The organism is Anaerolineales bacterium (genome assembly GCA_016928575.1).
Lineage (GTDB): Bacteria > Chloroflexota > Anaerolineae > Anaerolineales > RBG-16-64-43 > JAFGKK01.
Genome location: JAFGKK010000037.1, coordinates 25,403 through 44,380, shown reverse-complemented (window position 1 = coordinate 44,380; position 18,978 = coordinate 25,403). Strand labels below are relative to the sequence as shown.

General features: G+C 63.3%; 15 protein-coding genes and 1 tRNA gene. 10 read left to right on the top strand and 6 right to left on the bottom strand.

The features are described from left to right. Positions 1-67: 67 nt before the first annotated feature. Entirely contained in the window at positions 68-1,186 is a 1,119-nt protein-coding gene (gene alr / locus JW929_05205; GenBank protein ID MBN1438791.1) for an alanine racemase, read from the bottom strand. A 313-nt stretch (positions 1,187-1,499) separates the two neighbouring features. On the opposite strand from alr, the gene JW929_05200 reads away from it, so the two are divergent. The 3 genes from JW929_05200 (at position 1,500) to JW929_05190 (ending at position 4,445) form a co-directional block, all read left to right on the top strand. Continuing rightward, positions 1,500-1,584 (top strand) — tRNA-Leu (locus JW929_05200). 78 nt (positions 1,585-1,662) lie between these two features. After that, the gene (locus JW929_05195) at positions 1,663-2,937 is read left to right on the top strand and encodes a hypothetical protein (GenBank protein MBN1438790.1); all 1,275 of its coding nucleotides are present in this window, start codon (positions 1,663-1,665) and stop codon (positions 2,935-2,937) included. Between the two features lie 248 nt (positions 2,938-3,185). Further along, positions 3,186-4,445: a hypothetical protein gene (locus JW929_05190; GenBank protein ID MBN1438789.1), complete on the top strand. Its 1,260-nt coding sequence runs from the start codon at positions 3,186-3,188 to the stop codon at positions 4,443-4,445. A gap of 91 nt (positions 4,446-4,536) precedes the next feature. Here the strand turns inward: JW929_05190 and trxA are convergent, their stop codons facing one another. From trxA to JW929_05165, 5 genes are all read right to left on the bottom strand, one after another. Beyond that, positions 4,537-5,364 carry a thioredoxin gene (gene trxA / locus JW929_05185; protein ID MBN1438788.1) on the bottom strand — a complete coding sequence of 276 codons (828 nt, stop codon included), beginning with the start codon at positions 5,362-5,364 and terminating at the stop codon, positions 4,537-4,539. A gap of 34 nt (positions 5,365-5,398) precedes the next feature. Next, positions 5,399-5,824 (bottom strand): hypothetical protein, encoded by a 426-nt coding sequence (locus JW929_05180; GenBank protein ID MBN1438787.1) that lies wholly within the window; start codon positions 5,822-5,824, stop codon positions 5,399-5,401. Positions 5,825-5,859: 35 nt separating this feature from the next. Continuing rightward, on the bottom strand, positions 5,860-6,486 hold the full coding sequence (locus JW929_05175; GenBank protein ID MBN1438786.1) for an HAD family phosphatase: 627 nt from the start codon (positions 6,484-6,486) through the stop codon (positions 5,860-5,862). Between the two features lie 93 nt (positions 6,487-6,579). Next, on the bottom strand, positions 6,580-7,701 hold the full coding sequence (locus JW929_05170) for a L,D-transpeptidase family protein (GenBank protein ID MBN1438785.1): 1,122 nt from the start codon (positions 7,699-7,701) through the stop codon (positions 6,580-6,582). Next, the gene (locus JW929_05165; protein ID MBN1438784.1) at positions 7,698-8,465 is read right to left on the bottom strand and encodes an N-acetylmuramoyl-L-alanine amidase; all 768 of its coding nucleotides are present in this window, start codon (positions 8,463-8,465) and stop codon (positions 7,698-7,700) included. Before JW929_05165 ends, JW929_05170 begins: the two co-directional genes overlap by 4 nt. 231 nt (positions 8,466-8,696) lie before the next feature. Here JW929_05165 and JW929_05160 point away from each other — a divergent pair, with 231 nt between their 5' ends. From JW929_05160 to dnaK, 7 genes are all read left to right on the top strand, one after another. Then, positions 8,697-11,027 carry a hypothetical protein gene (locus tag JW929_05160; GenBank protein MBN1438783.1) on the top strand — a complete coding sequence of 777 codons (2,331 nt, stop codon included), beginning with the start codon at positions 8,697-8,699 and terminating at the stop codon, positions 11,025-11,027. A gap of 197 nt (positions 11,028-11,224) precedes the next feature. Then, positions 11,225-11,755 (top strand): NUDIX hydrolase, encoded by a 531-nt coding sequence (locus JW929_05155; GenBank protein ID MBN1438782.1) that lies wholly within the window; start codon positions 11,225-11,227, stop codon positions 11,753-11,755. Between the two features lie 252 nt (positions 11,756-12,007). Then, positions 12,008-13,672 carry a hypothetical protein gene (locus JW929_05150; protein MBN1438781.1) on the top strand — a complete coding sequence of 555 codons (1,665 nt, stop codon included), beginning with the start codon at positions 12,008-12,010 and terminating at the stop codon, positions 13,670-13,672. 14 nt (positions 13,673-13,686) lie between these two features. Continuing rightward, on the top strand, positions 13,687-14,547 hold the full coding sequence (locus JW929_05145; GenBank protein ID MBN1438780.1) for a response regulator transcription factor: 861 nt from the start codon (positions 13,687-13,689) through the stop codon (positions 14,545-14,547). 713 nt (positions 14,548-15,260) lie between these two features. Continuing rightward, entirely contained in the window at positions 15,261-16,292 is a 1,032-nt protein-coding gene (gene hrcA / locus JW929_05140) for a heat-inducible transcription repressor HrcA (protein ID MBN1438779.1), read from the top strand. Between the two features lie 31 nt (positions 16,293-16,323). After that, positions 16,324-16,896, top strand: coding sequence for a nucleotide exchange factor GrpE (locus JW929_05135; GenBank protein ID MBN1438778.1), 573 nt, complete (start codon positions 16,324-16,326; stop codon positions 16,894-16,896). Positions 16,897-16,960: 64 nt separating this feature from the next. After that, complete coding sequence (dnaK, locus tag JW929_05130; protein ID MBN1438777.1) at positions 16,961-18,880, top strand: molecular chaperone DnaK; 1,920 nt, start codon at positions 16,961-16,963, stop codon at positions 18,878-18,880. Positions 18,881-18,978: the final 98 nt, after the last annotated feature.

Here is an 18,978-nt window from a genome sequence, read left to right as displayed (position 1 = left end):
CGGCGCCTGTCGCCGGCCGGGCGTCACTCCCGTTCCTCCCTGTGCTTCGATGTTCAACGCCCCTCGTTCATTTCCCGTTGCGGACGTAGACCCTCGGCATGCGCGCGCTGATCCCGGTGATCACCTCGTAATTGATCGTATCCCAGCGTCCGGCGACTTCCTCGACCCGGATCTCATCATCCGCCTGCGTTCCGATCAGGACGACTTCGGTGCCCAACGAGGCGTCCTCAGGAAGCTTCACCATGCATTGGTCCATGCAGACGCGGCCGATCACCGGGGTGCGCTGGCCGTGGAGCAGGACGATGTTGGGACGATTGCGGCGCCATCCGTCGGCATATCCGACCGGGATGACGCCGACAGTCTCCTCCCCGGAGGTATGGTATTCCATCCCGTAGCTTACCCCCCAGCCGGGGGGAAGGACTTTGCAGGAAACCAGCCGCGCCTTCCAGGAGAGGGCGGGCCGGAAGGAGGGGGGCAGCGGAACCTGGGGGGACGGGTGGACGCCGTAGATCGCCAGGCCGGCGCGGACGATGTCGAAACGGGCCTGCGGGAAAGCCAGGGTCGCGGCGGAGTTGGCGGCGTGGATCCAGGCCGGGCGGATGCCGGCCGCTGTCAAACCCTCGAGCGTGGACGAAAACTCCCGCAGCTGTTTTTGGGTCGGTGCGGGATCCTTTTCGTCGGCGCAGGCCAGGTGGGTGAATACGCCTTCCAAGTGGACCGAAGGCATCGCCATGATCGCCCTCGCCAGCGACAGAGTCGGCTCTCCCGGGAGGGTTCCCAGCCGCCCCATTCCGGAATCCACCTTCAGATGCACGTTTACCGAGCGCCCCAGAGCGGACGCGCGATTGGAGTAGAGTTCCGCGGTTTCCAGGCAGTAAACCGTCAGGGAGAGGCCGGCGGCGATAGCCTCATCGGCTTCCTGAGCCGTAACCATTCCCAACACTAGGATCGGAACGGCGATCCCGGCCTCGCGCAGGACCAAGGCCTCCTCCGCACAGGAAACAGCCAGCCAGGAGGCTCCAGCCGCCAACGCCGCGCGCGACACCTCGACCGCGCCGTGCCCGTAAGCGTTGGCCTTGACCACGGCCATTACGGGCACGCCGGCGATCGAACGCAGAGCCTGGATGTTGTCTTCGACTGCGGAGAGATTGATCTCGATCCAAGTGAAGATGGGCGATTTTATCAAAGCGACTCCGAACGGCGGTTGTGGGGGTCATTTTTCCGTTTGACCGCCGGACCTTCTTATAAACGAATTCATTTCGATTTGCAACGCGGGATGGCGCCCCGTGAAAAGACCGCTCGGCGAAGCGCAAGGGGAACCGTTTTTTTTGGGTCTTAACGTCGGATCAGGCACGATTAATGCAACAGGAACCGCTAATGGAATTGGACCGTCTGGGTGATTTGGAAACGCAATCCGGCCCTTAGCCCAAGGAGCTCTGCCGGCCTGCCGATCTCGCGCCTAAAAAGAATCCCCGTTATATAATAGGGCGGTGTTTCTTGGGGCGGTGGCGGAACTGGCAGACGCAGGGGACTTAAAATCCCCCGGGGCAGCCCCCCTTGTGGGTTCAATTCCCACCCGCCCCACAAGGCTGGGAACAGTCCACCCGGAGGATCCCCGGTTCCGTGAGGGGCGGACGGTCTCCGGATAAAAGGAGAGATGCTATGAAAAAGACATTCCGCAATCGTGTGGCTGCGTCGTGCGCGATGGCCGGCCTGCTGGCCGGGTGCGCCTTGCCGATGACGGCATCCACGCCGACGCAATTCGTGTTCCCCACGCCCAACCTGACGATGACGGCGCTGTTCCAGATTCCACCGACGCAGACCGCCGCGCCGCAGGCGACCGCGACCCCGACCTCCAGCACGCCGTCGGCCACCCTCTCGCCGACCGCGCCGAACTGCACCAACTTGGCGCAGTTTGTCAGCGAAACTTATCCGGACCTGACCTATGTCGCGCCGGGTACGGCCTTCACCAAGACCTGGACCCTGAAGAATGTGGGCACCTGCACGTGGGGGGCCGGATACTCGCTGGTCTTCGACAGCGGGGATCAGATGGGCGGCCCGGCCGCGGTGCCGATGACCGCCAGCGTCCCCCCTAGCGCGGTTTACAACTTCAGCGTCAAGCTTACCGCGCCGACCACCGCCGGCCAGTACAAGGGCTTATGGAAGCTTCAGACCCCGCAAGGCGTGCGTTTCGGGATCGACGCCACCGGCAAGGCCTTCTGGGTGCAAATCACCACCGCCCCGCTGGCCCCGCCGTGCACCGCCCAGAACAAACGGCCGGATGCCTACGGCGGCGTGATCGAGGCCTACTTCACCGTCACCCCGCCGACGATCGACGGAGACCTGAGCGATTGGGACGATCCGCTGATCGACGATGTGCCCTACACGGTCTACAAGTCCGTCGACAACAGCGCGCGCTTCACCTTGAAGTGGGACCACGACTACCTCTACCTCGCGGTTAAGGTCGCCGACGACAATTTCTACCAGTCGACCGACGGACGCGAATCGATGTACAAGGGCGACAGCGTGGAGATCCTCCTGGACAAGGACCTCAAGGGCGATTACTGCAGCACGCTGATGACGGCCGACGATTACCAGCTGGGCATATCCCCCGGGGATCTGATCGGCACGCAGGCGCCGACGGCCTGGCTGTGGTATCCGCTCGACAAGAAGGGCGAAAAGATCATCTCTATCGCCTCGCTTGCGACCGTCGCCCCCGATCCGCTCGGCTACATCATCGAAACTGCGCTCCCCTGGAGCATCTTCGGCGGCGCTCCGGCCGGCAGCGAATATTACGGGTTTGCTTTCTCGGTCTCCGACAACGACCATCCCGGCCAACAGCAGGAAGGGATGATCTCCACCGCGCCCAAACGGACCTCTCCGACAAATCCGTTCTATTGGGGCACCCTGCAGATCGAGATCCAAACCGGCCCGTAATCCATCGGCGCGTCTCAGCCTGAGGCGGACTCCGGTCCGCCTCTTTTTTTCTCCCGGAAGGGCCGCGGGATGGACGCAAAAAGGGACGCCGCGGGAAGACTTCCCCGTCTCGATCCGCCCGGCGGCCGGCGGCCCGGGGTGAGGTCCGGGGAGAGGCGTTATACTTGGTTGGGAACGACTCGCCGCTGTCGCGGCTTATACTCCTTATCCTGAGCCCGAACGGCTGGGATGCTTCAAGGGAGGCGTTAATGCGAAAAAAAACCTGGCTCCACATCGGAGCGGCGGGCGCGCTGGCGGTTATGCTCTCGGCATGCGATCTGCTGCCGTCCACGCCGACCCCGTTCCAGTTTCCCACCCCCAACTGGACCATGTCGAAACTCTTCGAAGTGCCGACCGCGAAACCGAAGGGGACCGATCCGGCGGGAACGCCGCAATTCACCGCGACGATTTCCCCCACCGCCCCCGACTGCACCAACCTCGGCCAACTCGTCGGCAGTTCGATACCCGACATGACCAAAGTTGCCCCGGGGACGGCCTTCATGCAGACCTGGACGATCAAGAACATCGGCACCTGCCAGTGGGGGAAGGGATACTCTTTGGTATTCGACCACGGCGACAGGATGGACGGGCCCCAAACCGTCCCGCTGACCGCCAGCGTCCCCGCCGGCGCAGTCTACGTATTTGCGGTTAATCTTGTCGCGCCGTCCCTGGAAGGCGAATATCAGGGCTTTTGGAAAATTCAGACGCCCCAGGGTGTGCGCTTCGGCGTGGAGCCGGAGGGCGAGACGGCCTTGGGCGTGAAGATCCAAGTCGCCGGGTCCTCGCCGTGCGAAGGTCAGAATCAGCGTCCGGACGAAAACGGAGAACCGGTGCAGGCGGTCTACGCCGTCTACCCTCCGGTCATCGACGGCAAACTCGAGGATTGGGAGGATCCTCTCTCCTTTTCAATTTCGGCCGTCGTGTCCGGCAACACGGAGAACAAGGCCAGGTTCGGTTTGCGCTGGGACAACTCCTACATGTACATCGCCGTGAAGGTGTCGGACGGCGAGGTCGTCCAGGAGACCAGCGGTGGCGCCAATCTCTTCAAGGGCGACAGCCTGGAAATTCTGCTGGACGCGAATCTGGGGGGCGATTTCTGCGATATCGGCATGAGTTCGGACGACTTTCAATTGGGGATTTCCCCGGGCTACCTGCAGGACCCCAGCCTCCAAGGCCCGTCGGCGTACTTGTGGTATCCAACCGGGAGGAAGGGCGGCCAGATTTTTAAAATCTCAGCCAGCCTGACTCCGGCGTCCGGCCCGAAGGGATGGATTCTCGAAGCCCGGATCCCCTGGCTGCTGTTCGGGGTTGCGCCGACGGGCGGCGAATCCTACGGGTTCGCCGTCTCGGTGACCGACAACGATCATTATGGAACCACGCAGTTGGATGGAATGATTTCGTCCGCGCCGCGGCGGGTCACCCCGTCGAACCCCATGCTGTGGGGGACTCTCCAGATCATCGGACGCTGAGGTTCGCGCCGGAAACCGATTAACCTAAAAAGGCGGACGGTTCGTCCGCCTTTTTGGATTGGCCGGTGCAACAATGCGGAAATGCGCGGTTTTAAAAGAGGACCGACGCCAATTCGTCGCGGTAGGGCCGCGTGAGCGGATCGTCTTCGCCGAGCATTTCCAACGCGGCGACGAAAACCTTCCGCGCCTCGTCGTTGCGGTAGCGCTTATCCGCACGCAGGAGCTCCAACAAACCGTCGAGCGCCGCGGGGTAATTGCCCCGCGCCAGGAGCCGGGCGGCCTGCAGGTAGCCGGCTTCCATGGCATCGGCCGGAGAATCGGCGCTGGAATCCGCCTCGGCCAGAAGAGAAGCCAGCGGCCGGAGCCTCTCCGCTGCGCCGGATTCGGCGCCCGCCGGGAAGCGGTCGAGAGTCTCCAGGGCGGCGGAGCCTTTTCCCTGGCGCAGCATCGCTTTAACCAAAACAAGTGCCGCGGCGCTGTTGCCCGCCTCCAACTCCAGCGCGCGGCGGGCGGCCTGCTCGGAATCGCCCCAACGGCGTGCGGTAAGCAATCCCTGCGCCTCGGCCAGAGTCTGCTCGGCCGGTCCGGGCGCCAACTCGCGCAGGAATTTGCGAATCTCGCCCTCCGGACGGGCGCCCACCAAAGTGGATAGCACCTTCCCATCGCGGAAGGTTTTCAGCATCGGGATGCTTTGTACGCCGAAGCGGGCCGAGAGTCCGGGATTCTCGTCGATGTTGACCTTCGCCAGCCGGAAGGTTCCCGCCGCCTCGGCCGCCAACCGCTCCAACATCGGACCGAGCATCCGGCAGGGGGCGCACCAGGGCGCCCAGAAATCCACCACCACCGGCGTGGACATTGAATACCGGACGACTTCCTGGTCGAAATCGATTTCCGCCACTTCGAGAATATCCGCATTCATCGTTCTACCTCTTCGGTCGGACGGCCCTCGGCGGTCATCCTTCGCCCTCCTCGGGGGCGCGCGCCGGCTGATCCACCCGCAGCAATTCCCCGCGCACATTGACGACCGCCCGGAAACCCATCATCCCCATCCACATCCGCGTGCTTTCCGGCAACCCGTGGCGGAAGATTTCCTCGACATGGGTTTCCGGGTGGGCCAGGGCGCTCTGAAGGGCCGCCCGCGAAAAAATGTCCTCCTGCCCCGTCATGCGCGCCGCCTGCTCGGCCAACTCCTTTTCGTGGCCGCGGATCTGCTCCCACAGCCAGCGCAGGACGGCTTCGTCCACGTCGCGGGCGCGGATGTGGCGCAGGAATCCGGCATCGTTGAGGACGTAGAAAGGTTCGCCGCCCACCTGCGCCGCGGTCAGGGGTATTTCATCCTCGGAAAAAACCAAGCCCAAAAACAACGGTTCGGCCGCCATGGCCAAAGAATATCATACCTCCGATTAACGGAACGTCAGAGCAAGCCCCGCCTGACGAATTCCTCCTCCAAGCGTTCCGCGGAAACGAAGCGGACGGCGTCCCATCCCAGATTCCGGGCGGCGGAAAGATTGGCCTCCGAATCGTCGATGAGGAGAAGGCGTTCCGGGCGCAATCCGGTCAGCGTTACAAAGCGGTTAAAGATTTTCGAATCCGGTTTAATCAGGCCGACCTCGCCGGAAAGCAGGATGTCGGCAAACAGCCCGGTGATCTCGGGATGCCTGCGATGCAGGAGGGGGAATTTTTCCCCGGACAAGTTGCTCAAGCCATACAGGCCGATATCCCGGTGCCGCAGGCGGCGGAGGATATCCTCCATCCCGGGCGTCGGCCCGTTGATGGTTTCCTCCCAGCGCTCATCGAAAGCCCGGATGAGATGTGCGTAACGGGGGAACCGCGAACTCCGCTCGGCTACCGCTTCGGCGAACGGCCGGCCGCGGTCCAAGTCCGCGTTCCAGTTTTGGAAATCGATTTCGGTCAGGAACCGCTCCAGCCCTTCGGAATCGCCGTCGAAGAAATGCCGGAAAAGATGCCGCGGATCCCAATCGAACAACACGCCCCCGAAATCGAACACCGGGATCGGCGCGGAGGAATTTTTGCCCGCCATTAGGCGGAAATTCTATCACGGCGACAGGCGGGTGCCGCGGCGGCGGGCGGAACGGCGAAAAATCAAAGGCGGGGCCTGGCTGTAGCTCGCGGGTCACCAATGGATGTTCACCAAGGTCCCGATGGAAGAGAAATAAAACATGTATTCGGCGTCCGGGGTGCGCATGTTGATGCAGCCGTGACTCATCGGGGTGCCGAAATTGTTGTGCCAATACGTGCCGTGGATCGCGTACCCCTGGTAATAATACATCGTGTACGGCACGTTCGGCAGGTAGTACCCGGGGCCGGACATGGCGTCGTAGCGCAGTTTGGCGTAGATCCGGTAGCGTCCGAGGAGGGTCGGGTGGGCGGCGGTCCCGGTCGAGACGATGAAGGTCCGGATCGGCGTACTGCCCTCGTAGGCTGTCAGCGATTGGGAGGAGATGTCGACGTCGATCCAGCGCTCGCCGCCCGCGCCCGGAATGATGTAGGCATCCGGGATCGGCGTGTTGGTCGGCGGCAGGGTGTTGGTCGCCGTGTAGGTCGGCGTGGGGGTGAAGGTGGGGGTGTAGGTCGGCGTGAACGAAGGGGTGATGGAAGGCGTGAAGGACGGCGTGAAGGAAGGAGGGATTGGGCTTTGCTCGCGGACTACGCGCGCCACAACCGGCGCTTCCTGGGCATAGGCGGCTGCGCCGGCAAAGGCCGTGACCGAAAACGCCAGAAGGCAGGAAATCGACACCAGGACGGCGGTCCAGCGGATCCCTCTGCCGCCGATGGAATCCTTGCCGGACGTGCCGGCAGAGGGTTTTCCGTTCGGAGCTTTGGATGGCTTGCCGTCCGAAGGCCCCCCGGATTTGTCCGGCGCTTGCGGACCGTCGGCCGGCGCGGATCCCGAACCCGGGGCCGGGGGGATCTGCGCCAGGATTTCTTCCGGCGAGGGAAGGTTCGGCGCGCCGACGGCGGATGACCGGGCAAGAGGGGGCTTCAATTCGGCGAGCGCCTGCCGCGCGCTGTCACTTTGCGGATGGAGCTTCAGCAGATGCTTCAGGTAGCGGGCCCTGTTCTGCGGAGGGGCGGCCGCCGCCAGCAGGAGCCAAGCCTCCTCCGCCGCCGGGTCCATCCGCACGGCGGCCAGTGCGAATTCGGCCGCTTCAGCGGATTTTCCCTGCGCCAGCGCGTCTATCCCGCGGCTGAGCGCCCGGGTGAAATCGGAGCGGGATAAGCCGGGCTGGGTCATGGCGCGGATGTCCCGCTTGCGTCCGGCGATTCACCGCGCGTGAAGCAGAGGATGCCTTCGGCGATCCCCTGGGCCGCGATGTCGGCGTGCTGGGTCAGGAAGTATCGGTCCAGGTAGAGGAAGCCCATCTCGATGATCGCCGCGGGCGTCTCCGGGTGGACTTCGGTAAAGCTGTGATAGCCGGTCATGTCCCAGGTGACGCTGCCCGGATGGTTTTTCAATCCGGTGCGGGCGGCATAGCGGCTTACCAGGCAGGCGGCCAGAGTCCGCGAAGCTTCGGCCGAACTACCGGCTTGGGAAGCGGCGACTTTAAACCCGGTGGCATTGTCGTCGATAAATTGGCATGAATCCGCGTGCAGGGACACCAAGGCCATGGCTTTGTATCCCTCAAGGCGGGAATCGTATTCTTCGAGCAGATCCACCACGTAGCCCTGCCGTTCCAGCAGGGCCTTCACCCGGACGGCGATATCTTCGTTGATCGATACTTCGGTCAGGCCGTCGTCGCAGGTTGCGCCGGAGTCGTTGCCGGAATGTCCGGCGACGATGCCGATCGGCAGTTTGAAGGGCGATATCGGCCCCAATCCGCCCGGCGTGGGATTGATCACCCCGGCAAAGGACGACCGGATCGCATCCGGCGAAAGCGCCGAAGGGGCGAAGGTGATGAAGGCCGTGGCCAGCGCAGCGCCCAAACCGACCGTCCAATAATAAAAGCGCGTTCGGCTGTGCCGGGAAGCGGCGGCCTTGCGTGAAATCTTCATGGTCATATATTATCCGAATTCATGCCCTTGGCAAGACAATCGCCCTTTCCGCCGTTTTCCGTTTCGGTTGCCAGAATCCTGCCAGCTTCCTCCGATCCGCCCCCAATCCCCGGAGAGGGGGGCGGCGGTGCGGGGCGGCGCTCGGGCCGATTGCCGACGCGTGATTTTGGTATAGTAAGAGTCTCGCCGGGATGCGGTTCTGTTCGGGCGCCCGGCATTCCACAGCGGAGGCCGATCGTGAATCTTCCCGAGAATACATTTTACCTGGGCAAATTGTTCGATCTCAAAACCTCGAAAATCACCGACAAGCCCGTGTTCTACGATCCGTCGGACCTTACCACGCACGGCGTGATCGTGGGCATGACCGGGTCCGGAAAAACCGGGCTGGGCGTCGGTTTCCTGGAAGAAGCCGCGCTGTCCGGGATTCCGGCGTTGATCATCGATCCCAAGGGGGATTTGACGAACTTGTTGCTGCATTTTCCCGAACTCGAACCTGCCGACTTCGAACCCTGGGTGGATGCCGAAGGCGCGCGGCGCGAGGGCAAGACCGCCGCGCAGGCTGCATCTGAGGCCGCGGCCTCCTGGAGGAAGGGCCTTGCCGAATGGGGGATTCCTCCGGAGCGGATGAAGGCGCTGCAAGGCTCCGTGGAATACGCGGTCTACACGCCCGGATCGGAATCCGGACTGCCGGTGAGCATCCTTGCCTCCCTGGAAGCCCCCGGAGTGCCGTGGGAGGCCAACCGCGAAGTGTTGCGCGAAAAGATCTCCGGGACGGTGACTGCGATCCTCGGCCTGGTCGGGGTGACGGAGATCGATCCGCTGCGCTCGCGGGAGCACATTCTGCTCTCCAACATTTTGGAAAACGCCTGGTCCAGCGGGCAGGGGCTGAATTTCGAATCGCTGATCCTTCAGGTCCAGACCCCGCCGATCGCCAAACTCGGCGTGTTCGATGTCGAATCCTTCTTCCCGACCAAGGAGCGCCAGGCGCTGGCCATGCGCCTTAACAGCGTTCTGGCCGCGCCGTCGTTCCAAACCTGGGTCGAGGGACAGCCGCTGGATATCAAATCCCTGCTGTACGCGGAAGGCGGCCGCCCGCGCCACAGCGTTTTCTACATCGCTCACCTCTCCGACACCGAGCGGATGTTCTTCGTCACCCTGCTGCTTTCCGCCGCCGAACTGTGGATGCGCACCCGCAAGGGCGCCTCGGGATTGCGCGCCCTGATCTACTTCGACGAGGTCTTCGGATACCTGCCTCCGGTGGCGAACCCCCCGGCCAAGCCGGCGATCATCCGGATGCTCAAACAGGCGCGCGCCTTCGGCGTGGGCCTGCTGCTGGCGACCCAAAACCCGGTCGACATCGACTACAAGGCGCTCTCCAACGCCGGCACCTGGTGCATCGGTAAATTGCAGACCGATCAGGACAAGCAGCGCCTGCTTGACGGGCTGGATTCGCCGGGCGTGAACCGCTCCGCCTTCGACAAAATGATCTCCCAACTCGGCAAGCGCGTGTTCCTGCTGCACAACACGCACGCCAAGGCGCCGGCGGTGTTTCAAACCCGATGGGCGATGAATTACCTGGCCGGTCCGCTGACTCGGGCCCAGATCCCTGCGCTAAATAAACTCGTCGGGGCAGCGGCGGCAAAAACTCCTGCGCGGGGGCGGAAATCCGCCGCCGCCCCGCCTTCGAGCGCAGCGGCGTCAACCGCACCCGCCGGATCCAAGCGCCCGCGTGTGCCCAACGGGGTCGGCGAATTCTTCCTGCCGCAAACCTTGACCCCGCAGCAGGCCGCACAAATCGCCGGGCGCGGCGCACCGGCCGGAGCGAAACTCCTCTACCGAGCGGCGTTGCTTGCGCAGGCCAGGGTGCGCTTTTTGGAACGCAAGTACGGCGTGGACCAAACCGTCACCCGGACCGCCTTGGTCCTTCATCCCGATCCGCGGGGGGTCATCCGCTGGCAGGAGTTCCCCTGTGCGGCGATAGACGGAGCGGTGTTGCCGAAAGGCCCCGCGGCGGGCGCCGAGTTCGCCGCGCTCGAAGCGCCGCTGTCCGACGCCAAACTGCTTAAGGCGCTGGAAAAAGATTTCCAGGATTGGGCCTACCACGAGAGCTCGCTCAAGGTGACTCCGCCTCCGAAAGCCTCGGGGCCTCAGGCGGCGATCGACCGCAAGCTGGAATCCCTGCGCATGAAGCTGCAGCGAGAGGAGCTCGAACTGCAGCAGGATAAATCCGAGATGACCCAGCGGACGATCGAGGAGGTGGGTACTGCGGCCGACACCATCTTCGGCTTGCTCACCGGCCGCAGCCGGCGCCTGACCACGTCGCTGACCAAGCGCAGGCTGACCTCAAACGCCGCCGCCGACGTCGAGGAATCCAAGCAGACGATTGAATCGCTTAAAAAACAGATCCAGGACCTTGAACGGCAGAAGACGGCCGCGGCGCCCGCCGAAACCGCGGAGGTAACCCTGAGGCCCGCGAAGAAGGACATATACGTGGATCTGTTCGGCGTCGCCTGGGTGCCGCAATACCGCTTGTCCGACGGAGCGGAACTTTCGGGATACTCCTCGTAACGGGCGGTGGAAGACGGCATGGATGCGGGTTGACTTGCCCCGGAACAGCGCCGGGACCGGGCCAATCAGCGGAGAGTCGGTTTGCTCCTCCGGCCGGGCTTGTCCCTTGCGAGGCGGGGGAGGAGGCCGGGGTTGCTCGCGCGCAGAGCGAGGGCTGGGGCGTTTCTTCCCCGGCCTCGGCATTCTGTGGAGGCCGTATGACGATTAAAGTCGTCTCCTCCGAAAAACGGTTTTCCGGCCGGGCGCTGGGCGTCCGGGTGGACCGCATCCGACTGGAAGACGGCCGCGAAACGTCGCTGGAAATCGTCGATCACCCGGACTCGGTGGTGATGGTCCCGGTAGATGCCGACGGGGGAATCTGGTTCGTGCGCCAGTACCGGCACGCCGCCGGACGCGAGATCCTCGAATTACCGGCCGGGACTCTGAATCCCGGCGAGGCGCCGGAAGCCTGCGCCGGCCGTGAACTGCGCGAAGAAATCGGATTGCACGCGGAGCGGTTGACCCGCATCGGCGGATTCTTCCTGGCGCCCGGGTACGCGACCGAGTTCATGCACGCCTATTTGGCGGAAGGATTGCTTCCGGACCGGATCCCCGGCGACGAGGATGAAGCGCTTTTCCCGGAAAAGCATCCCCGGGATGACGTCCGGCGCATGCTTGGGTCGGGAGGCTTCGAGGATGCCAAAACGATTGCGGCGCTGAGCCTGGCGTTTCAGAAAAAGAATCCGTAATCCGCGCCGGCGGCGCTCCAAGAAGGCAAGGCGGAAGCGCTTCCTGTTCGCTTGCGGCCGGCCGCGAGTTTTTCCAACCGGCCCCCCGATTTTGCCGGCCGGGATTCGTGGTTTTCGAAAGCGGGTTCTGGTAATATCCCCGCGAGCCGCTATCATGCCGGAGGGAAGGTTGGTGTGGGATCCAAAACCGGCAATCCACGGAACCGCCCGTCGATATTGCTTATCGCTTCCGGAAGAAGGCGCGCTCCGCGCGTGCGGTCGGTCCTGGAAGACGCCGGCTTCCGCGTGGAGGACGCCAAGCCGAAGCCGTTGCTGGGCAGAGGGAGAATGGCCGGAGGTCCGGTCTCTTCGCGCAAGAAATCCGCGCCGCCGTTGGCTGCGCCGGAGGACATCCCCGCTTCGCAATTGCAGCAGGATCTGCGCAAGTATTCCGAAACCGTTTCCGCGGTGCTGAAAATCCTCGCCGGCCTCTCGCCGGGAATCCAACTGGCTGGGTTGGGGTTGTACGATCCTGCCCATGCGTCGTGCGTCCGTCACCTGTGTTTCGGGCCGCTTGCCCGCCGAATTCCCGAGGCCATGCCCTGGGACCGCTTTCCGCTGCTCCGGATCGCGTATCAAAAAGGGAGCGCGGTCTACCTGTCGGATGCGGCCGCGGAATCGGATCTCTTCCCACTCAACGGGGGGCATTGCGGCGGCTGTCTGATTTTACCGGTCCCGGCGCAGGACCCGGTGGGGATTCTGTTCTTCGCGCACGACCAGGCGGAACCCTTGGACGCAGCGACGTACGGGGTCGTGTTATCCTTGGCGCAGGCGCTGGAAACGGCGATGGAAAACGCCGTGTTGCACAGCCGGCTGGCCGTCTCGGAGGCGCGCTACCGAAGCATTCTGTTCGCGGCGCCGTTCCTGATCGCCTTGCTCGATTCCCAGGGAACGGTGTTGGAAATCAATCCCAAGGCGGTGCGGGAATTCAAGCGCCAGGGAATTCCGGCGAAACGGGTGATCGGACTGAATCTCCTGCAGTATGCGGGCGTCCCGGACGAGATGCGTCGCCTGATCTTGGATGCCCTGGAAAGCAGCGCGGCGGTCAGCCGCGAGAAGATCAGCATCGTCCTGCCGCGCGGGGTGGAGGTTTTCCGCGTCCATGCCTTCCCCATGCGTGGGCGGAATCCCGCCTCCAAGGAATTGCTGGTCATCGGTGAGATGATCACCCACTACCAGCAGTTCATGGACGACGCCGAACGGACTGAGCGGCTGGCGGCGATCGGCCGCGTGGCGGCCTCGCTGGCGCACGAGGTCAACAATCCGCTACAATCGTTGCGATCGCATCTGGAGCTCATCCGCTCCTATCCGCTGAACGAGGAGGAGCGCGAGCAGTCGTTCCGGATCCTCGAGCGCGAGGTGGAGCGGCTGGATGAAACCACCCGCCGGGTTCTGGGCTTCGCCCGTCCGGCGCCGGACATCCTCCAGCCGGTTTCCATCAGCGGAATTCTCGAGCAGGCGCTCGCGCTGAGCAAGAATTACCTGCGCAACCAACGGGTGGAGATTCGGACGACCTTGCCGGAGGATCTACCGCCCGTGCTGGCCGCCGCCGGACAGCTGATCCAGGTGTTTCTGAACATCATCCTGAACGCTGTGCATGCAATGAAAGGCGAAGGGCATCTGGAGATTAGGATCCGGTCGCTGGGGGATCGGGTGGAAGTGGTTTTCGCCAACGACGGGCCGCCGATTCCCTCAGAATACCTGCGCCGGATATTCGATCCGTTCTTCACCACTCGCCCGGAGGGGACCGGATTGGGGTTGAGCATCTCGCACGCCATCCTGCAGCGGCATCACGGCACCATTCATGCGGCGAATCTGCCGCATCGCAGGGGAGTGGAGTTCGTCATCACCCTTCCGTTCGCCTCTCCCCACGCCTAGATCGGGGGAACCTCATGGATTCTTCCGCGACACCTCCGCTTCTTCCCGAAGCCCGGATCCTGATCGTCGACGACGACGCGCATGTGTTGCTGGCACTCAGCCGATCTTTAAAATTAAAGGGGTACCCCTACGTTGACGAAGCCCGCAGCGGGCCGGAAGCGGTGGAAAAGATCACCCGGATGCCCTACGACCTGATGATGCTCGATATCCGCATGCCGGAAATGGACGGCATGGCGGTGCTGCAGAAGGCCCAGCAGCTCCGCCCGAACTTGCTGGTGATCATCCTGACCGGCCACGCCGCCATGGAAAGCGCGCTGGCGGCGCTGAAATCCGGTATGGTGGTGGATTACCTGCTGAAGCCGGCTTCGCTTGAACAGGTGGAGGCCGCCATCCGCAAAGCGCTCCGCAAGCGGCTGACCGAACTGCAGCAGCGCCATTCCCTAGAAACGGCCATTGCCGCCCTCGAGCAGCTGAAAACCGATGCGCCCATGGCGCCGGGCTCCGGCACTCCGCTTTCGCTGGAGCGCTTCCTGCACGCCGGACCGGTTTCGCTGGACCGGGAAAACCGGCAAGCGACTCTGCAATGGGAGGGCAAAGTCCATTCGACCGCCCTCACCGCCAGCGAGGAAAACATTCTGGCCTTGTTGATGGCCCGGCCGGGGGATGTTTTCTCCTCCCGACGCATTGCGCGCGAGGCGCTAAACTACGAATTGAACGAGAACGAGGCCAAGAGCATCGTGCATCCGCACATCGTCCGCCTGCGACGGAAAATCGAACAAGATTCCAAGCACCCGGGATTGATCCGGACGGTGCGCGGGAAGGGGTACACGCTATCCTTGGAGGAACGCCCGGCGAAAGGCGAGGCCGAAGCCTGATCCGCAGTCCGGGTTGGGGGATCCGGCCGGCGGACTACCTCCGCACTTGGAAAAGGGTAAAAGAGCAGTTGAGTCCGCCCCGCCCGGCCCAGAACGAGGCTCGGCTGACATCCCCTTGCTTTCCCTCGCTTTCCCTCGCTTTTCCTCGCTTCGCTCGGGACAGGCGCTCGGGACAAGCGCTCGGGACAGTTGCTCCATGATAGGTTCGGGCACCTTTCCCGTAAACGCGCCGGGACCGGCTTCCCAGCCCAACATTTGCGAATGAAGATTTGAATTGGTCTGAAGCCATCTAGCTTTGGAGAAGGACTGGAAGATAGTATCCCGGAACGCCTGTCCCGTGCGGAGCGTGGGACAGTGGAGGGAGGATGGGATGAGGGATAACTGAAGAGATCCGATTTTCCCTTTAACACATCGCCTTCTGATTGTGTCGTCATTCCCAAGTTTTTTGGGGAATCCAGGAATTAGGAAGCGTGAATGCCCGCTGGATACACCCCGCTGCACTGAGCGGGCGCGGGCAAGCCTCTTCAGATATCCAACGAATTCACGAACCAGGATACAAGCCGGGCTGAGAGGCTAGCCTTATAAAGGTTTTTTTCCAATAAACCAATAATTTTCCTTCCTTTTCTATTTTCTTGACTCGCTTCTGATCCCATGGTATTATGCTTTTCATTCGATTAGCACTCTAAGCGGTAGAGTGCTAAAGGAGCAATTAGGTGCTAAAGCTGACTGACCGGCAGGAATTCCTGCTGGGTCTGATCGTCCGGGAATACGTGGAAACGGTCCAGCCCGTCGGATCGAAGACTCTGGTGGACCGGTACCATTTGAATTTCAGTTCAGCCACGACCCGCAACGATATGATGACCCTAACCGAGCAGGGATTTGTACGCCAGCCGCATACGTCGGCCGGCCGGGTACCGACCGAGGAAGGGTATCGGTACTTTGTGCAGCGGCTGCTCGGCGACACCGAACTGCCGGCCGCGGAGAAACGAACAATCAGCCATCAGTTCTTTCAGGCGCGGGGGGATGTCGACCAATGGATGCGGCTTGCCGCGGCGATCCTGGCGCACCATTCCAGCGCGGCGTCGTTGGTGACCGCCCCGACGGCGGACAAGGCGGTTTTCCGGCAGCTTCAACTCGTCTCCATCAAAGGCCAGCAGGTGCTGCTGGTCCTCGTGCTGCAGGGCGGAAAGGTTCAACAGCAGTTCCTCACGCTCGAGGAGCCGCTCGCCCAGGAGGATCTCTCGCGCGAAGCGGCTCAGATCAACCAGCGGTATGCCGGCGCGGACGTGGAAAAGATCGAAGCGGCCTTGGAGAAAACGCCTCCGCTGGCGCGGGGGATCCTGGCGGTGGTGGTGGAATTGATGCGCCGGGCGGATTTTGTGGCGGCCGCCGAGATGGTGCACGACGGATTGACCAACGTCCTGAAGACGCCGGAGTTCGCGGATCCCGAATTGGTCAGCCGGACCCTGCGCATTCTGGAAGAACAAAGCCTGCTCGGCGGATTCCTCGCCCGCGCGCTGGGCTCGGACGTGGGCGGGGTGCAGGTGGTCATCGGCGGCGAAGGGAATTGGGAGGACCTGCGCGACTGCTCGATGGTCATCGCCCGCTACGGGGCGCCCGGGTTGGCCACCGGAGCGCTCGGCGTGATTGGACCGATGCGGATGGCCTACGGCCGGACGATCTCGGCCGTGCGTTATGTCTCCTCCCTGATGAGCGATTTGGTCTCGGAAACGCTTAGCGGATAAGGGTGCGGATTGGAATGCCATGGAAAAGGACATGAGCGACATCGAAAAAAACGATCTTGAGGAAACGAAAGCCGGCGAGGCTGCGCCGGGCGCGGCGCCGGCGGAAACGGCCGGGCCGGATCCGGAGGCCTTGCGCGCCGAGCTCGAGCGGGCCAAGGCGCAGGCCGAGGAATACCTGGACGGATGGAAACGCGCCCAGGCTGAGCTTGTGAATTACCGCAAACGCGTGGAGCGCGACGCCGGCGAGGCGCGCCGGTCGGCCGCGGGCCGGGCCGCCGCCCGCTGGTTTCCGGTATTGGACGATTTTGAACGCGCGCTCAAAGAACGGACATCTTCCGCGAACCTCGAGCAGTGGGCCGGCGGCATCGAGTTGATCTACCGCAAGGGGATGGCGGCGCTGGAGGCGGAAGGTATCACTGCGATCGAGCCGGCGGCGGGGGAGCCCTTCGATCCCATCATGCACGAAGCCGTCACCCGGGAAGTCTGTGCGGACCGGGAGGACGGAGAAATCCTGGAAGTGGTTCTGCGCGGATACCGGATGGGCGACCAGTTGCTGCGGCCGGCGAAAGTCCGGGTGGCCTGCAAACCCGAACCGCAGGAGTGAATCGCGGCAGGCCGCGCCCGTCCTTGATCCGCATATTGGAAGGAATGCCAAAGGAGAAAAAGCCATGGGAAAAATCATCGGCATCGATCTGGGAACAACCAACTCCGTCATCGCCGTAATGGAAGCCGGGTCTCCGAAGGTCATCCCCGCGTCGGAGGGATCCCCTCTGGTGCCGTCGGTGGTGGCTGTCAACCCGAAGACGGGGGAACGCCTGGTCGGCCAGCTGGCGCGCCGGCAGGCGGTGGTCAACCCGGAGAACACTATCTTCTCGATCAAGCGCTTTATGGGCCGCAAGTTCAACGACCCTGAAGTTCAGCGCGCGATCAAGCTCGTCCCCTTTAAGGTCTCGGCCGCCCCCAACGGCGACGTCCAGGTTCAGATGGGCGGCAAGGATTACTCCCCGCCGGAGGTCTCGGCGATGATCCTTAGCAAGCTCAAAGCCGACGCCGAAGCCTATCTCGGCCAGTCCGTCACCCAGGCGGTGATCACGGTGCCGGCCTACTTTAACGACTCGCAGCGCCAGGCGACCAAGGACGCCGGACAAATCGCCGGATTGGAAGTGATGCGGATCATTAACGAGCCGACGGCGAGTTCGCTGGCCTACGGCCTCGACAAGAAAAAGGACGAAACCATCGCCGTGTACGACCTCGGCGGCGGGACCTTCGACATTTCGATCCTCGACGTCGGCGACGGGGTGTTCGAGGTTAAATCCACCAACGGCGACACCTTCCTCGGCGGCGACGACTTCGACCAGCGGGTGATCACCTGGATCGCCGACGAGTTCCTTAAGGCCGAAGGGATCGATTTGCGCAAGGACCGCCAGGCGCTGCAGCGGCTCAAGGAAGCCGCCGAAAAAGCCAAGATCGAGCTCTCGACGGTGATGCAAAGCGAGATCAACCTGCCGTTTATCACCGCCGACGCCTCGGGCCCCAAACACATGACGATGACACTCACCCGCGCCAAGCTCGAACAGCTCACCGGAGACCTGATCGAACGCTCGATCCGTCCGGTGACCCAGGCGCTCGAGGACGCGCACCTCAAGCCGTCCGACATCGACGAGGTCGTCCTGGTGGGCGGGATGATCCGAATGCCCGCGGTCCAGGAGGCGGTGAAAAAGATCTTCCAGAAGGATCCCAACAAGAGCGTCAATCCCGACGAGGTCGTGGCGATCGGCGCGGCGATCCAGGCCGGCGTGCTCGGCGGCGAAGTGAAGGACATCCTCCTGCTCGACGTCACCCCGCTGACCCTGAGCGTCGAAACCCTCGGCGGCGTGGCCACCCCGCTGATCGAACGCAACACCACCATCCCGGCCCGCAAGAGCCAGGTCTTCTCCACCGCGGCCGATATGCAGACCAGCGTGGAGATCCACGTGGTCCAAGGCGAACGTCCGATGGCGCTGGACAACAAGTCCCTGGGCAAGTTCATCCTCGACGGCATTCCGCCCGCGCCGCGCGGCATCCCGCAGATCGAGGTCACGTTCGACATCGACGCCGACGGGATTCTCAAGGTGACCGCGCAGGACAAGGCCACCGGCCGCTCGCAGCACATCACCATCCAGCCTTCCTCCGGCTTGGCCAAGGAGGAGGTCGAGCGCATGACCCGCGAAGCCGACTCGCACCGCGACGAGGATCGCAAGCGCAAGGAGGAAATCGAGGTCCGCAATGCCGCCGACAGCGCGATCTACTCCGCCGAAAAGCATCTGCGCGAGTTGGGCGACAAGGTGCCCGCGGGCGTGCGCGACGACGTGAACGGCAAGGTCGCCGCCCTGCGCAGCGCTCTCCAAGGCAAGGATACCTCCGCCATTCAACGGGCGTCCGAGGATCTGGCTCGCGCCCTGCAGGCGATCGGGTCCGCGATGTACGGCGGCGGCGCCCCGGGCGGCGGACCGCAACAGCCGCCTCCGGGTGAGACCCCCGGCGGGGAAGGATCCGGCGGAACGGGCGGAAGCGGAGACGTGGTGGAAGGGGATTTCAAGCAGGTATAAGGACGCAATCTGGCGGGCTTTTTCCCAACCGACTGACATCCCTATGGTCCCCCCAAATCCCTTCCGGATTTGGGGGGACAGCGTGCTTCAGGGGGGTT

Excerpts from the sequence above, each read along its gene's own strand:
- JW929_05195 (MBN1438790.1), top strand. The coding sequence starts at position 1,663 with ATGAAAAAGACATTCCGCAATCGTGTGGCTGCGTCGTGCGCGATGGCC.
- JW929_05190 (MBN1438789.1), top strand. The coding sequence starts at position 3,186 with ATGCGAAAAAAAACCTGGCTCCACATCGGAGCGGCGGGCGCGCTGGCG.
- trxA (MBN1438788.1), bottom strand. The coding sequence starts at position 5,364 with ATGAATGCGGATATTCTCGAAGTGGCGGAAATCGATTTCGACCAGGAA.
- JW929_05180 (MBN1438787.1), bottom strand. The coding sequence starts at position 5,824 with ATGGCGGCCGAACCGTTGTTTTTGGGCTTGGTTTTTTCCGAGGATGAA.
- JW929_05175 (MBN1438786.1), bottom strand. The coding sequence starts at position 6,486 with ATGGCGGGCAAAAATTCCTCCGCGCCGATCCCGGTGTTCGATTTCGGG.
- JW929_05170 (MBN1438785.1), bottom strand. The coding sequence starts at position 7,701 with ATGACCCAGCCCGGCTTATCCCGCTCCGATTTCACCCGGGCGCTCAGC.
- JW929_05165 (MBN1438784.1), bottom strand. The coding sequence starts at position 8,465 with ATGACCATGAAGATTTCACGCAAGGCCGCCGCTTCCCGGCACAGCCGA.
- JW929_05155 (MBN1438782.1), top strand. The coding sequence starts at position 11,225 with ATGACGATTAAAGTCGTCTCCTCCGAAAAACGGTTTTCCGGCCGGGCG.
- JW929_05145 (MBN1438780.1), top strand. The coding sequence starts at position 13,687 with ATGGATTCTTCCGCGACACCTCCGCTTCTTCCCGAAGCCCGGATCCTG.
- JW929_05135 (MBN1438778.1), top strand. The coding sequence starts at position 16,324 with ATGAGCGACATCGAAAAAAACGATCTTGAGGAAACGAAAGCCGGCGAG.
- dnaK (MBN1438777.1), top strand. The coding sequence starts at position 16,961 with ATGGGAAAAATCATCGGCATCGATCTGGGAACAACCAACTCCGTCATC.